The organism is Pseudomonas sp. NPDC087697, assembly GCF_044743155.1.
GTDB lineage: Bacteria > Pseudomonadota > Gammaproteobacteria > Pseudomonadales > Pseudomonadaceae > Aquipseudomonas.
This window is the reverse complement of sequence record NZ_JBIUVW010000061.1, coordinates 14,325-27,922: the sequence shown is the minus strand read 5'-3', so window position 1 is coordinate 27,922 and position 13,598 is coordinate 14,325. Positions and strand designations below refer to the sequence as shown.

16 protein-coding genes are annotated in these 13,598 nt (G+C 57.6%); 10 read left to right on the top strand and 6 right to left on the bottom strand.

Annotated elements, in window-relative coordinates; translation table 11 throughout:
* The coding region (locus ACIPIN_RS27160) for a hypothetical protein (protein WP_401124251.1) at positions 1 to 211 on the top strand (211 nt) is incomplete at its 5' end.
* Here ACIPIN_RS27160 and tyrS read toward each other — a convergent pair.
* Entirely contained in the window at positions 198 to 1,397 is a 1,200-nt protein-coding gene (gene tyrS, locus ACIPIN_RS27155) for a tyrosine--tRNA ligase (protein WP_401124249.1), read from the bottom strand. The genes ACIPIN_RS27160 and tyrS overlap by 14 nt on opposite strands.
* 209 nt (positions 1,398 to 1,606) lie before the next feature.
* Here tyrS and ACIPIN_RS27150 point away from each other — a divergent pair, with 209 nt between their 5' ends.
* A complete protein-coding gene (locus tag ACIPIN_RS27150) occupies positions 1,607 to 3,025 on the top strand; it encodes a peptidoglycan DD-metalloendopeptidase family protein (RefSeq protein WP_401124248.1) in 1,419 nt (472 codons plus the stop codon).
* A gap of 3 nt (positions 3,026 to 3,028) precedes the next feature.
* Positions 3,029 to 4,120: an anhydro-N-acetylmuramic acid kinase gene (locus ACIPIN_RS27145; RefSeq protein WP_401124245.1), complete on the top strand. Its 1,092-nt coding sequence runs from the start codon at positions 3,029 to 3,031 to the stop codon at positions 4,118 to 4,120.
* A gap of 67 nt (positions 4,121 to 4,187) precedes the next feature.
* Here the strand turns inward: ACIPIN_RS27145 and erpA are convergent, their stop codons facing one another.
* Complete coding sequence (gene erpA / locus ACIPIN_RS27140; protein ID WP_007906865.1) at positions 4,188 to 4,538, bottom strand: iron-sulfur cluster insertion protein ErpA; 351 nt, start codon at positions 4,536 to 4,538, stop codon at positions 4,188 to 4,190.
* A 154-nt stretch (positions 4,539 to 4,692) separates the two neighbouring features.
* The gene (argC, locus tag ACIPIN_RS27135; RefSeq protein ID WP_401124241.1) at positions 4,693 to 5,727 is read right to left on the bottom strand and encodes an N-acetyl-gamma-glutamyl-phosphate reductase; all 1,035 of its coding nucleotides are present in this window, start codon (positions 5,725 to 5,727) and stop codon (positions 4,693 to 4,695) included.
* Between the two features lie 135 nt (positions 5,728 to 5,862).
* On the opposite strand from argC, the gene hemJ reads away from it, so the two are divergent.
* The 6 genes from hemJ to coq7 all read left to right on the top strand — a co-directional run bounded on the left by hemJ (position 5,863) and on the right by coq7 (position 10,410).
* On the top strand, positions 5,863 to 6,294 hold the full coding sequence (hemJ, locus tag ACIPIN_RS27130; protein WP_123424121.1) for a protoporphyrinogen oxidase HemJ: 432 nt from the start codon (positions 5,863 to 5,865) through the stop codon (positions 6,292 to 6,294).
* A 34-nt stretch (positions 6,295 to 6,328) separates the two neighbouring features.
* Positions 6,329 to 7,297, top strand: a complete 969-nt coding sequence (locus ACIPIN_RS27125) for an NAD(P)H-dependent flavin oxidoreductase (protein ID WP_401124238.1) — start codon at positions 6,329 to 6,331, stop codon at positions 7,295 to 7,297.
* 81 nt (positions 7,298 to 7,378) lie between these two features.
* Positions 7,379 to 8,299: a DUF805 domain-containing protein gene (locus ACIPIN_RS27120; RefSeq protein ID WP_401124236.1), complete on the top strand. Its 921-nt coding sequence runs from the start codon at positions 7,379 to 7,381 to the stop codon at positions 8,297 to 8,299.
* Between the two features lie 62 nt (positions 8,300 to 8,361).
* Positions 8,362 to 9,150: an SDR family NAD(P)-dependent oxidoreductase gene (locus ACIPIN_RS27115; protein ID WP_401124233.1), complete on the top strand. Its 789-nt coding sequence runs from the start codon at positions 8,362 to 8,364 to the stop codon at positions 9,148 to 9,150.
* 82 nt (positions 9,151 to 9,232) lie between these two features.
* Complete coding sequence (locus ACIPIN_RS27110) at positions 9,233 to 9,571, top strand: histidine triad nucleotide-binding protein (RefSeq protein WP_007906873.1); 339 nt, start codon at positions 9,233 to 9,235, stop codon at positions 9,569 to 9,571.
* Between the two features lie 191 nt (positions 9,572 to 9,762).
* Positions 9,763 to 10,410, top strand: coding sequence for a 2-polyprenyl-3-methyl-6-methoxy-1,4-benzoquinone monooxygenase (gene coq7, locus ACIPIN_RS27105; RefSeq protein ID WP_262112821.1), 648 nt, complete (start codon positions 9,763 to 9,765; stop codon positions 10,408 to 10,410).
* A 76-nt stretch (positions 10,411 to 10,486) separates the two neighbouring features.
* Here coq7 and speD read toward each other — a convergent pair whose 3' ends face one another.
* Complete coding sequence (gene speD, locus ACIPIN_RS27100) at positions 10,487 to 11,281, bottom strand: adenosylmethionine decarboxylase (RefSeq protein WP_401124230.1); 795 nt, start codon at positions 11,279 to 11,281, stop codon at positions 10,487 to 10,489.
* A gap of 238 nt (positions 11,282 to 11,519) precedes the next feature.
* Positions 11,520 to 11,942 (bottom strand): OsmC family protein, encoded by a 423-nt coding sequence (locus tag ACIPIN_RS27095; protein WP_017138086.1) that lies wholly within the window; start codon positions 11,940 to 11,942, stop codon positions 11,520 to 11,522.
* Positions 11,943 to 12,192: 250 nt separating this feature from the next.
* On the opposite strand from ACIPIN_RS27095, the gene crp reads away from it, so the two are divergent.
* Positions 12,193 to 12,837 carry a cAMP-activated global transcriptional regulator CRP gene (crp, locus tag ACIPIN_RS27090; RefSeq protein WP_401124228.1) on the top strand — a complete coding sequence of 215 codons (645 nt, stop codon included), beginning with the start codon at positions 12,193 to 12,195 and terminating at the stop codon, positions 12,835 to 12,837.
* Here crp and ACIPIN_RS27085 read toward each other — a convergent pair.
* Positions 12,834 to 13,535 (bottom strand): biotin/lipoate A/B protein ligase family protein, encoded by a 702-nt coding sequence (locus tag ACIPIN_RS27085; RefSeq protein ID WP_401124226.1) that lies wholly within the window; start codon positions 13,533 to 13,535, stop codon positions 12,834 to 12,836. The two genes, crp and ACIPIN_RS27085, sit on opposite strands and share 4 nt — an antisense overlap.
* Positions 13,536 to 13,598: the final 63 nt, after the last annotated feature.

Below are 13,598 nucleotides of genomic sequence, written 5' to 3'. Positions count from 1 at the left end.
GACCGAGAAGATCGAACCGTTAATAAGGCGAAAACACACTGCCTTACCAACTCCTTCGGGCTTCGATGAACTGAAGCGCAACCGCTGCCGAAAACTGCATAACTCTTTGTTTACCAAGGAGCTTTCCGTTTCGACTGCGCCGGAAGTGGGGCGAATTATAGACTTCCAGAATCTGCCGTCAACCCCTAATTTCAGCCTTACTCGAATTTAAGCGTAATACGCGCAAATGCCTTCTTTCCGGCTTGGCAAACATGGGTTGCGCCCAATGCATATATAAAGGTGCGATCAACCACCTCACCATCTATACGCACACCTCCCGAACCAAGCAGGTCGCGCGCGACCGCCGAGTTCTTCACCAGCCCTGCCTTATTAAGCACAGCTGCAATCGGCATATCTTCAGTCGCAGTCAGCTCGATCTCTGGCAGATCATCCGGCAACTCGCCTTCCTTCATACGATTACCCGCAGCACGGTGCGCATTCGCTGCAGCCTCTTCGCCATGGAAGCGCGCAACAATCTCTTCAGCCAGCTTGATTTTGACATCCCGCGGATTGGCGCCAGCTTCGACATCTGCACGCAATGCATTGATCTCATCCATGGAGCGGAAGCTGAGCAATTCGAAGTAGCGCCACATCAGCACATCAGGAATCGAAACCAGCTTACCGTACATGACGCCCGGCGCTTCCTGGATACCGACGTAGTTGCCCAACGATTTGGACATCTTCTTCACGCCATCCAGCCCTTCGAGCAATGGCATGGTCAGAATGCACTGAGCCTCCTGACCATAGCTGCGCTGCAGCTCGCGCCCCATCAACAGGTTGAACTTCTGATCAGTTCCGCCCAACTCGACATCCGCGCGCAACGCTACCGAGTCATACCCCTGAACCAGCGGATACAGAAACTCGTGAATAGCAATTGGTTGATTGGTCGAATAGCGCTTGTTGAAATCATCACGCTCAAGCATGCGTGCCACAGTGTATTGCGAGGTCAGACGAATGAAATCCGCAGGCCCCATCTGATCCATCCAGGTGGAGTTGAAAGCCACCTCGGTTTTCGCCGGATCAAGAATCTTGAACACCTGAGTCTTGTAGGTCTCGGCATTCTCGAGAACCTGCTCACGCGTCAACGGAGGACGGGTCGCACTCTTGCCGCTCGGATCACCGATTATCCCGGTGAAGTCACCTATAAGGAAGATCACCTGATGACCCAGATCCTGGAACTGGCGCAACTTATTAATAAGCACCGTGTGTCCCAGGTGCAAATCCGGCGCAGTCGGATCGAAGCCAGCCTTAATACGCAGCGGCTGGCCGCGCTTGAGCTTCTCGATCAGCTCGGACTCGACCAACAGTTCTTCCGCACCACGTTTAATCAGCGCTAGCTGCTCTTCAACCGACTTCATAACAGACCCGCAAGGCTCAGATTCAAAGGGAACCAACCATACAAGATCGCGCACCAAATACAAGTTTTGCCCGGCGCACGGACGCCAATCCGCGAGCAGAGCATTCGCGACTTGCTTAAGAGATGATTTGGTTATATTTTATACAGTTATTTCATCTTCATCATGTCATTCATCTTTTCCAATTCATCTTTTCCAAAGTCAAATTACCTATGACCACAGAACCGTCTAAAGCGCCGCCGCTTTATCCGAAGACCCACCTGCTCGCGGCAAGTGGCATCGCCGCCCTCCTCAGCCTGGCGCTCCTGGTATTCCCTTCCAGTGACGTTGAAGCCAAAAAGACAACCCTGAGCCTTGAACTGGAAAGCCCCGCTTCACAACTGACACAAGATCAAGACGCTGCTGACGCCGTTCAAGCCACAAACGAGCCGGTCGAATCTCCGTTCGCACAGATCGAAAACAGCACCGACGACAGCAAACACACGGCTCAAGCAGCCCCGGCACCGGTCGCAGAAGAGAAGAAAGCGCCTGGCCACAGAGAAGTGATCGTTGCCAAAGGCGACACCCTCTCCACACTGTTCGAGAAAGTCGGACTTCCGGCCGCTTCGGTGCACGACGTATTGGCCAGCGACAAGCAAGCCAAGCAGTTCACCCAGCTTAAACACGGTCAGAAACTCGAGTTCGAGCTGGGCCACGACGGCCAGTTGACCAACCTGCACAGCAAGATCAGCGACGTTGAAAGCATCAGCCTGAGCAAAAACGCCAAGGGCTATACCTTTAACCGCATTACAGCCAAGCCAACCGTGCGCTCCGCCTATGTTCACGGCGTGATCAACAGCTCGCTTTCGCAATCCGCAGCGCGTGCCGGCCTGTCCCACAGCCTCACCATGGACATGGCCAGCGTGTTTGGCTATGACGTCGACTTCGCCCAGGATATTCGCCAGGGTGACGAGTTCGATGTGATTTACGAACAGAAAGTCGTCAACGGCAAAGCTGTCGGCAATGGCCCCATCCTTTCCGCCCGCTTCACCAACCGCGGCAAGACATACACCGCCGTGCGTTATACCAACAAGCAAGGCAACAGCAGCTACTACACGGCCGACGGCAACAGCATGCGCAAGGCGTTCATTCGTACGCCGGTGGACTTCGCCCGTATTAGCTCGCGTTTCTCCATGGGCCGCAAGCATCCAATTCTGAACAAAATTCGCGCGCACAAAGGCGTCGATTACGCAGCGCCTCGCGGCACGCCGATCAAAGCTGCCGGTGACGGTAAAGTACTGCTGGCCGGTCGCCGCGGCGGTTACGGCAACACCGTGATCATTCAGCACGGCAACACCTACCGTACGCTGTACGGTCACATGCAGGGCTTCGCCAAAGGCATCAAGACTGGCGGCAACGTCAAGCAGGGCCAGGTGATCGGTTATATCGGCACTACCGGCCTGTCTACCGGTCCACACTTGCACTACGAGTTCCAGGTCAACGGCGTTCACGTCGACCCGCTGGGACAGAAGCTGCCAATGGCCGATCCGATCGCCAAGGCTGAGCGCGCGCGCTTCCTGCAACAAAGCCAGCCGCTGATGGCGCGCATGGAGCAAGAGAAAACCACCCTGCTGGCTTCGAGAAAGCGCTAAGCCATGGCGCTCTATATAGGTGTGATGTCCGGTACCAGCCTTGATGGCCTGGACATTGCCCTGATCGAACACGCTGTGGCGATCAAACTGATCGCCACACACTACATTCCCATGCCCGAATCCCTGCGCGCCGAGCTGCTTGGCTTGTGCGCCAGCGGGCCTGACGAGATCGCCCGCAGCGCCATCGCCCAGCAAAACTGGGTGAAACTGGCCGCCCAGGGCATCAACACCCTTCTCGCGGACCAACAGCTGAAACCTTGCGACGTGCGGGCGATCGGCAGCCACGGCCAGACCATTCGCCACGAGCCTGCACGCGGCTTCACCGTGCAAATCGGCAACCCCGCCCTGCTGAGCGAACTGACCGGAATCACCGTCGTCAGTGACTTCCGTAGCCGCGACGTGGCTGCGGGCGGGCAAGGCGCGCCGCTGGTTCCAGCCTTTCATGAAGCCTTGTTTGAAGAGCGCAGCGGCAACCGTGCGGTCTTGAACGTCGGCGGTTTCAGCAATCTCAGCCTGATCGAGACCGGCAAGCCCGTCTCGGGTTTTGACTGTGGCCCAGGTAATGTCCTGCTGGACGCCTGGATTCACCAGCAACGCGCTGAAACCTTCGACCGTGACGGCCAGTGGGCCGCAAGCGGCACCGTAGAGCCGGTTTTGCTGAAAGCCTTGCTCAGCGATCCATTTTTCCTGACCAAGGGGCCCAAAAGCACCGGCCGCGAAGTGTTCAATCTGCAATGGCTGACACAACACCTGGCACACCTGCCTGCATTTGCTGCGCAAGATGTACAAGCCACATTGCTTGAGCTGACGGCGCTGACCATCGTCGAGTCGCTGCAAGCCGCACAAGCTGATACGCAAGAGTTGCTGGTGTGTGGCGGTGGCGCCCATAACGCAACGCTGATGGCCCGCCTCGCCAGCCTGCTACCAAACGCCAAGGTCAGCAGCACTGCGGCTTACGGCGTAGACCCTGACTGGGTCGAAGCCATGGCCTTCGCCTGGCTGGCCCATTGCTGCCTCGAAAACATCCCGGCCAATCGACCAAGTGTCACTGGTGCTCGCGGCTTACGTGTCCTCGGCGCCATCTATCCCGCCTGAACGCCGGACAGCAAAACGCCGCAGGGCCGTGAGGCCATGCGGCGTTTTGTGATGCACTGAGGTGCGGTCAGATCGAGAACGAAGATCCGCAACCACAAGTCGTGGTGGCATTCGGGTTCTTGATCACGAAACGCGAACCTTCCAGACCTTCCTGATAATCCACCTCGGCACCTGCCAGGTACTGGAAGCTCATCGGATCGACAACCAGGCTGACGCCTTCGCGCTCGACGATGGTGTCGTCATCGGCCACTTCTTCATCGAATGTGAAGCCGTACTGAAACCCTGAACAACCGCCGCCCGTAACGAATACGCGCAGCTTCAAGCGATCATTACCCTCTTCATCGACCAGGCTCTTCACCTTGTGCGCGGCACCGTGGGTGAATTGCAAAGCCGTGGGGGTGAAGGATTCGACGCTCATGCTGACTATCTCCCGGCGTTACGCCGCCATAATGCGTGATGACGCGCATTATCCGCTTCTCCCAGAAAATCGGTCAACTATTCTAGGAGCAGCGGCAAGCTACAAGTTTAAAGCTGCAAGCTTGTAGCTACAGGCTTGCAGCTAGCGGCCGCTCTTAAGGCAGCATGCCTGCATGGGACAGGCCCAGGCGCTCGTCCAGACCAAACAGGATGTTCAGGTTCTGCACTGCCTGACCCGACGCACCTTTGACCAGGTTGTCGATCACTGACAGCACCACCACCAGATCGCCGTCCTGTGGACGATGAACCGCAATACGGCAAACGTTGGCGCCACGCACGCTACGGGTTTCCGGATGGCTGCCAGCAGGCATGACATCGACGAACGGTTCGTTGGCATAGCGCTTTTCAAACAGCGCCTGCAAGTCCACGGAGCGGTCAACCACAGTTGCATAGAGCGTGGAGTGAATACCGCGAATCATTGGCGTCAGGTGCGGCACGAAAGTCAGGCCGACGTCCTTGCCGGCAGCGCGACGCAGCCCTTGGCGAATCTCCGGCAAGTGGCGATGCCCTTTAACGGCATAGGCCTTCATGCTCTCGGAGGTTTCGGAATACAGCGAACCGACGCTTGCGCCACGGCCAGCACCGCTGACACCTGACTTGCAGTCAGCGATCAGGCGCGAAGTATCGGCAAGACCTGCTTCGAGTAACGGCAGGAAACCCAGTTGAGTGGCCGTTGGGTAGCAACCCGGAACCGCGATCAGACGTGCTTGCTTGATCTGCTCGCGATTGACTTCCGGCAAGCCGTAAACCGCCTCCTTCAGAAGTTCTGGAGCACCGTGCGGCTGGTTGTACCACTTGGCCCACTCCTCAGCGTCCTGCAGGCGGAAGTCTGCCGACAGGTCGATGACCTTGGTCCCGGCGGCCAGCAATTCGCCGGCCAGCGCATGCGCTACACCGTGCGGAGTGGCGAAGAACACCACGTCGCAGGCACCGAGGGTTTTGATGTCTGGAACGCTGAACGCCAGGCCGTCGTAGTGGCCTCGCAGATTAGGGTACATGTCGGCAACAGCCAGGCCGGCCTCGGATCGGGAAGTGATCACTACCACTTCAGCTTGCGGATGTTGTGCCAACAGACGCAGCAATTCGACTCCGGTGTAACCCGTGCCGCCGACGATACCGACCTTGACCATAAACCTGCCCTCAACGAACCCACTGGAAAGCCGTCGATAATAGGGCGCGCACCGCCCTGCGACAACCGTCAAGGTGACGTACGGAGGCGCAAGCCTCTACTATTCGGGCTACCGTGAACCTGGGAATAACCAAAAATGCTTTATCTGTGGCTCAAAGCGCTTCACATCATCAGCATGGTCTGCTGGTTTGCCGGACTTTTTTACCTGCCGCGCCTGTTCGTCTACCACGCGCAAAGTGAAGACAGCATCAGCAAGGAACGCTTCAGCATCATGGAGCGCAAACTGTACCGCGGGATCATGGGCCCGGCGATGATCGCCACGCTGGCCTTCGGGATCTGGCTGATCAGCCTTAACCCCAGCGCCTACTTTGGCCAGGGAGGCTGGATGCACGCCAAGTTGACCCTGGTGGTGATCCTGATCGGCTACCACCACATGTGCGGCGCGCAGGTAAAACGTTTTGCCCGTGGCGAAAACACCCGCAGCCATGTCTTTTATCGCTGGTTCAATGAAGTGCCAGTTCTGATATTGCTGGCTATTGTAATTTTGGTCGTCGTACGGCCGTTTTAATCCTAATTAGTCGCAACTTATCGGGGTACTTCCAATGTCGCTGCCCGCTTTGCTCGAACAACGTTTGCGTCTGCCTGTCGTGGCGGCGCCGATGTTCCTGATTTCCAATCCGCAACTGGTGCTCGCCTGCTGCCGTAATGGCGTGGTCGGCAGCTTTCCAGCGCTGAACCAGCGTGAAAGCAGCGGCTTCAAAGCCTGGCTGGAGGAGATCGAAGCGGGCCTGGTGCTACTGGAGAACCCAGCGCCGTATGCGGTGAACCTGATCGTTCACAACAGCAATCCGCGCCTGCAAGCGGATCTGGCGATCTGCATCGAGCATAAAGTCCCGATCGTGATCACCAGCCTTGGCGCGGTGAAGGAGTTGGTCGACGCGGTGCACAGCTACGGCGGCCTGGTATTTCACGACGTGACGACCCGTCGTCATGCGGAAAAAGCCGCAGAGGCCGGGGTCGATGGCTTGATCGCCGTAGCAGCAGGCGCCGGTGGCCACGCCGGGACCTGGAGCCCCTTCTCGCTGATTGCCGAGATTCGTCAGTTCTTCGACAAAACCCTGCTGCTGGCCGGCTGCCTGAACCACGGCCACGAGATTCTCGCTGCGCAATTGCTTGGTGCGGATCTGGCCTACTTTGGCACACGCTTTATCGGCACAACCGAAAGCCATGCACCTGAAGCGTATAAAGAGATGCTGCTGACCTCCAGGGCTGCCGATATTGTCCATACTCCAGCGGTGTCTGGCGTTCCGGCAAGCTTCATGCGCCAAAGCCTGATAAACGCTGGTTTTGACGTAGACGCATTGCAAGGCAAGGGTGAAGTCAACTTCGGTTCCAAGCTCAAACCCTTGAGCGATGAAGCCAAAGCCTGGAAAACCGTCTGGTCTGCTGGCCAGGGCGTGGGCGAAATCGACGACCTGCCGAGCGTCGATCAACTGATTGCACGACTGGACGCCGAGTACCGTAAGGCACAAGAGCACGCAGCCCAACTGCCCAAACGCTGGCCGCGCTGACGCACAAGGTTTGGCCAGCCGATTCTGGCTGGCTTAAACTGCCAGGCACCGAACATAGACTCGCGACAAGGATGCCCCGGCATGAGCGAAAACCGTTTCAAGATCGTCTTCCAGGGAGCCCTGCTTCCGGGTGTCGACATCACCACCGCAAAACTCAATCTCGCCCAACTGTTCAAAAGCGACGTCTCGGCCATCGAACGCCTGTTCAGCGGAAAGCCTGTCGCACTTAAGCGCGACCTGTCCCACACAGATGCGCAAACCTATCTGAATGCCCTGTCGAAAACCGGCATCGATGCACGCATCGAAGCAGAACCGTCGATCGAGCTCAATTTGACCGACGTTCACGAATCACCGCCTGCCCCTTACACGACACCCGCACTCGGCGACAACGAATCACCTTATAGCCCTCCTCGCGCACCTGTTGGCGAAGTCTTGCCAGAGTTTTCCGAACTCAAGGTGTTCGGTGTGCAAGGGCGAATCGGCCGCCTGCGTTATCTCGCCTGGTCATTGGCCGCGCTGCTGATCATTGGTGCTATCGCCGGCGTTTTTGGGCTCAGCCTGTTGGCCGGCAATCAAATGGTACTTAGCGCGATTGTTTGTGTCGTGGCGATCGTGGCGTACCTCTACATAAACATCACCATCAGCGTGCAACGTCTGCACGATCTTGGCTGGTCCGGCTGGCTGTGGTTTCTGAACCTGGTGCCCTTTATCGGCGGCCTGTTTCCGATCGCGTTGGCGGTGCTGCCAGGAAACATCGGGGCGAATCGCTATGGCGCGCCGCAGCCGCCTAACAGCACGGCCGTTAAAGTCCTGTGCGGGCTGTGGCTGGTGGTGATCGCGGTGGTCTTTGTCGGTGGGCTTGCCGGTGGCCTCAGCACTATTACAGAAGAATACGAAAGCGCCTCGACCAGCAGTTATGGAAGCAGCGAGTCGGCTGACGCGGTTGAAGCAGAGGATGCGGCGAAAGCAGCTCAGCCCCCTGTAGACTATGAGAAACAATAAACGCGCTCGGTACCTGTGACATCTCTGTCCACAGGCCGCGAGCCGTTGCGATGGAGAATTGCATGACCCGTTACGCTCTGATCACTGGCGCTTCCAGCGGCATCGGCCTGGCCATGGCCGAAGCGCTGGCGCGACGCGGCCGCAGCCTGATTCTGGTGGCCCGCCAACGTGATCAGTTGGAAAGCATCGCAATCGAACTGACCCAGCGTTTTGGCGTCGAGGTACTGTTTCGCGCCTGCGATCTGGGCGAACCACTGCGCCTGTCCGGCTTTTTGCTGGAACTCGAAGAGGGTGACCGCCAGATCGACCTGCTGGTCAATTGCGCCGGCATCGGCACCTGCGGCCCGTTTCTGGCTCAGGACTGGATGACCGAACAAGACTTGATCGAAGTGAACATCCTGGCCCTGACTCGCCTGTGTCACGCCATTGGCAACAGCATGGCCCTGCAGGGCGGCGGACAGATTTTGAACGTCGCGTCGATGGCGGCCTTCAATCCAGGCCCGTGGATGAGTACCTACTACGCCAGCAAGGCGTATGTATTGCACTTCTCCGAAGGTTTGCGGGTAGAGCTGAAAAAATGCGCGGTCAAGGTTTCGGTCCTTTGCCCCGGCCCGACCCGCACGGCATTTTTCCGCACCGCGCAACTGGACACCGACAAACTGGCCAACAGCAAAATGCTGATGAGCCCCGAGGAAGTGGCCCTCTACACGGTACGTGCGCTGGAGAAGAACCGCGCGATCATCATTCCCGGACGTCGTAATCGCTGGTTCGCGTTCTTGCCGCGCCTCGGGTCGCGCTGGCTGATCCGAACCATCGTGGGCATGGTCAACAAGGCGTACTGCCCGCGCTGAGCGCTCAACCACGTAAAAGTCTGGGCTCGGGCCTGTCCCCTTCAGTACACTCAGCCCGGACCAACACAATGGAGAAACAGCTGTGGATACTCTGTTCACCAAAATCATCAACAGAGAAATACCTGCCAAGATCATTTACGAGGATGACCAGGTCCTGGCCTTCCACGACATCGCCCCACAGGCCCCCGTGCATTTCCTGGTAGTCCCGAAAAAACCGGTGCGCACCCTCAACGACCTCACCGAGGACGATAAGGCACTGGCCGGACACATTCTGTTCACCGCCCAACGCCTGGCGCTGGAACTGGGCTGCGAAGAAGGCTTTCGCGTGGTCATGAACTGCAATGAGTTGGGTGGGCAGACCGTTTACCACATTCATATGCACGTGCTGGGTCAGCGTCAGATGCACTGGCCGCCGGGCTGATTCCCCGCCCCCCGTAGGAGCAAGGCTTGCCCGCGATAGAATCGACACGGTTTATCCGGGATAACCGAGTTGCCCCTATCGCGGGCAAGCCTTGCTCCTACAGACTGTGTCGCTCTCAGCCATGACCCAACGCAAACCTTACCCGGCCGATTGCGGTAAACTGGCCACCGAGATTCTTCCCGGAGGTCAGCATGACTACCCAACGTCACTACTCGCCGATTGACCGTCTTCTGTTGCAAGCCGACACCGCGATGCGCACTTTGCTGCCCTTCAGTGGCCAGCCTTATCGCCCGTCGCCGGCCATCGTGCAGCCAGAGGCGAAAATGAGCGACGAAGACACCCGGCACGTCGCCGGCCTGATGCGCATCAACCATACCGGTGAAGTCTGTGCCCAGGCGCTGTACCAGGGCCAGGCCCTGACCGCCAAGTTGCCGCAAGTGCGGGAGGCCATGGAACATGCGGCCGAAGAAGAGATCGATCACCTGGTCTGGTGCGAACAGCGCATCCGCCAACTGGGCAGCCACACCAGCATTCTCAATCCGCTGTTCTACGGTATGTCGTTTGGTATTGGCGCCGTCGCCGGGTTGATCAGCGACAAAGTCAGCCTGGGGTTCGTCGCTGCAACTGAAGATCAGGTGTGCAAACACTTGAACGAACATCTTGAGCAACTGCCGGCCGAAGACGAGAAGTCCCGGGCCATTCTTGAGCAGATGCGCATCGACGAAGAACAGCACGCCGAAAGCGCACTGGATGCTGGAGGCTTCCGCTTCCCGGCACCGGTAAAATTCGGCATGAGCCTGATGGCCAAGGTCATGACCAAAAGCACTTACCGCATTTGATCCACAAAATCTGCGGGCACAAAAAAGGGCGCTTTATAAGCGCCCTTTCTTTTGCCTGCGTTCTTTATCTCAAAGATCAGTTCGACATGTTGCGCGCGTAGAAGATCTCAAGCATTTCGTGCTTCACGCGTTCAGTAACCTGAGCACGTTGTTCCGTCGACAGATTGCTGGTGGCGTCACCGAACAGGTAGTTGTCCAGTTCGAAGTTCTTCAGCAACATTTTAGTGTGGAACAGATTTTCCTGGTACACGTTCACGTCGGTCAACTGGTAACCATCGCGGGTGTCTTCGGAAAGGTAGTTCTGGATCGAGTTGATCTCGTGGTCGATGAAGTGTTTTTTGCCTTCAACGTCACGGGTGAAACCGCGCACGCGATAATCCACGGTCACGATATCCGAATCGAACTGGTGAATCAGGAAGTTGAGTGCCTTAAGCGGTGAAATGACTCCGCACGTCGACACGTCAATGTCCACACGGAAGGTTGCGATACCGTCCACCGGATGAATTTCCGGGTAGGTGTGCACCGTAATGTGGCTCTTGTCGAGGTGGGCCAGGATGATTTCGGGTATCGGCCCCGGAGACTCTTCGATCTGGCTCTCGGTGGGGGTCACCGGTTCCTCGGAGATCAGAATGGTCACGCTGGCACCCTGGGGTTCATAGTCCTGACTGGCGATGTTCAGGATATTGGCACCAATGATATCGACAACTTCTGTGAGGATCTGCGTCAGGCGCTTGGCGTTGTACTCTTTATTGATGTACTCAACGTAAGCCTGCTGGTCTTGCGGGGTTTCCGCGTAGCAGATGTCATAGATGTTGAAGCTCAAGGTCTTTGTCAGGTTATTGAACCCATGGAGCTTGAGTTTGCTTTTCACCGTTTAAAAACTCTCTATGTATGCGGCCGGGCCGCGTGATCAAGCATGCCCGTCAAATGCGAACGACGCACCTGCGTAGGACGGTTAACACCTCTTCGCGATGGCGATTTTGGTTGTCTGTTCGGGTGGGTGACCTGTCGGTTGACCGATCACTGCCCTGAAAAAAGTGGCGCATTATGCAGACCTGGGCCAGTGATCGCCAGAGTCTGCACTGCATTTATGATAGTTGAATGTCGAATCAACCGAGTTCGATGATTTCGTAGTCATGGGTGATGGCTACACCGGCCGCGCCAAGCATGATCGACGCCGAGCAATACTTCTCGGCCGACAGCTCGATGGCCCGTTTGACCTGGGCTTCTTTCAGCGCCCGCCCCTTGACCACAAAGTGCATGTGAATCTTGGTAAAGACCTTGGGATCTTCGGTCGCACGTTCGGCTTCGAGGAACGCTTCGCAGCTTTCCACGGCCTGGCGGGACTTCTTCAGGATGCTGACCACGTCGAAATTGCTGCAACCGCCCACACCGAGCAGGAGCATTTCCATCGGGCGTACACCCAGATTCCGACCGCCTGCATCAGGCGGACCGTCCATGACCACCACGTGACCGCTGCCGGATTCACCGAGGAACATGGCTTCGCCAGCCCATTGGATGCGTGCCTTCATCGCCAAGACTCCACTGTTAAAAAAGGGTCGCCAGCTTAGCACAGGGCCTTCGATTGACAGTGGCTGGCAGTAGCGCCAGCAACACACTTACAGTATTGATAAATTCTCGAATAACGACGGAATGTGTCTGTTAAGCTGGCGCCAATTCAATGGCGCATAGCCAGCTCTGTAGCGAATAAAAAGATCGCAGGCTTCGCCAGCTCCTACAAAAAAACTACATCACACCGTGCAGTCTTTTCGGGATACAACCATGGTTGCTGTTACCCCAACACCCAAAATCAAGAACCTCGACAAGTTGTTGATGCATTGCCAGCGCCGTCGTTATCAGGCCAAGAGCAACATCATTTGCGCTGGAGATCGTTCGGATACGCTGTTCTTCATCATCAAGGGTTCTGTCACCATCCTCATCGAGGACGACGATGGCCGGGAAATGATCATCGCCTACCTCAATGCCGGGGACTTCTTCGGCGAGCTGGGCCTGTTCGAACAAGCCGGGCAGGAACAGGAGCGCAGCGCCTGGGTTCGCGCCAAGGTCGAATGCGAAGTGGCCGAGATCAGCTACTGCAAGTTCCGCGAGCTGTCCCTGCAAGACCCGGACATTCTCTATGTGCTCAGTGGCCAGATTGCCCAGCGCCTGCGCAATACCACACGCAAGGTCGGCGACCTGGCGTTCTTCGACGTCACCGGCCGGGTTGCGCGCTGCTTGCTGGAGCTGTGCAAACAGCCTGATGCCATGACGCACCCGGACGGCATGCAGATCAAAGTGACCCGTCAGGAAATCGGCCGGATCGTCGGTTGCTCGCGGGAAATGGTCGGGCGTGTGCTCAAGGACCTGGAAGAGCGCAACCTGGTTGACGTTAAAGGCAAGACCATGGTGGTGTTCGGCACTCGTTAAGCCGACATCACCTCGGCCAGCATTTGCCGATACAACGTGTCCAGCCGCTCGATGGCGTCAGGGGCGGCGAATTGTTCATGCAGGGCGATGTGGCTCTGCGCACGAACCCGCTGCTCCAGACCGCAAGCCTCGTTAAAACGATTTACCGCCTCAACCATCAACTCTCGCTCGTCGTCCAGCAACAGCGCACCGTGCACCAGCCCCACCGGGCGCTGGCCACCCTTGCTCTGGCGCCAGCGCTGAGCGGTGCCAACCATTTTGCGGCCGTCAAGATTGACGTTGAAACGCCCGTCACAGAACGCGCCATCGACTTCACCCAATGAGGACTTGCCGCCGAGCTCCGTCAGCAGCGCGCAAATCGGATCGCACAGACGCCGATAAGCGGTTTCGATCCGACCGTGATCTCCTTCGCTGCGCGGTGGTGCATACACCAGCGCGATATTGATCGTCGCGGCAGACTGCGGCACCGGCTCACCGCCGGTTTCACGCAGCAGCACCGGCCAACCGTTCTCGGCCGACGCCTCGCAAGCGGCCTCGAACCCTGGCAAACGGCTCAAGCGCCGGGGCATGACCAGCGCGCGATCGCTCGGCTGCCAGAACAACAAACCAAACTCCTGGTCGCCGGCACACACCGTCGCCAACAAATCCTGCTCGGCACGCAGACCGGCTTCGACGGTCAAGGCAATGGGTTGAGTCATGGCAGTGCGAGTCCTTTGCGGTGGATACAAAAAAGCCGGCAACGCCGGCTTCTTCATTGAATC

Excerpts from the sequence above, each read along its gene's own strand:
- ACIPIN_RS27115 (WP_401124233.1), top strand. The coding sequence starts at position 8,362 with ATGACCCGTTACGCTCTGATCACTGGCGCTTCCAGCGGCATCGGCCTG.
- ACIPIN_RS27125 (WP_401124238.1), top strand. The coding sequence starts at position 6,329 with ATGTCGCTGCCCGCTTTGCTCGAACAACGTTTGCGTCTGCCTGTCGTG.
- coq7 (WP_262112821.1), top strand. The coding sequence starts at position 9,763 with ATGACTACCCAACGTCACTACTCGCCGATTGACCGTCTTCTGTTGCAA.
- crp (WP_401124228.1), top strand. The coding sequence starts at position 12,193 with ATGGTTGCTGTTACCCCAACACCCAAAATCAAGAACCTCGACAAGTTG.
- argC (WP_401124241.1), bottom strand. The coding sequence starts at position 5,727 with ATGGTCAAGGTCGGTATCGTCGGCGGCACGGGTTACACCGGAGTCGAA.
- ACIPIN_RS27095 (WP_017138086.1), bottom strand. The coding sequence starts at position 11,942 with ATGAAGGCACGCATCCAATGGGCTGGCGAAGCCATGTTCCTCGGTGAA.
- tyrS (WP_401124249.1), bottom strand. The coding sequence starts at position 1,397 with ATGAAGTCGGTTGAAGAGCAGCTAGCGCTGATTAAACGTGGTGCGGAA.
- hemJ (WP_123424121.1), top strand. The coding sequence starts at position 5,863 with ATGCTTTATCTGTGGCTCAAAGCGCTTCACATCATCAGCATGGTCTGC.
- ACIPIN_RS27120 (WP_401124236.1), top strand. The coding sequence starts at position 7,379 with ATGAGCGAAAACCGTTTCAAGATCGTCTTCCAGGGAGCCCTGCTTCCG.
- ACIPIN_RS27145 (WP_401124245.1), top strand. The coding sequence starts at position 3,029 with ATGGCGCTCTATATAGGTGTGATGTCCGGTACCAGCCTTGATGGCCTG.
- ACIPIN_RS27085 (WP_401124226.1), bottom strand. The coding sequence starts at position 13,535 with ATGACTCAACCCATTGCCTTGACCGTCGAAGCCGGTCTGCGTGCCGAG.
- ACIPIN_RS27150 (WP_401124248.1), top strand. The coding sequence starts at position 1,607 with ATGACCACAGAACCGTCTAAAGCGCCGCCGCTTTATCCGAAGACCCAC.
- erpA (WP_007906865.1), bottom strand. The coding sequence starts at position 4,538 with ATGAGCGTCGAATCCTTCACCCCCACGGCTTTGCAATTCACCCACGGT.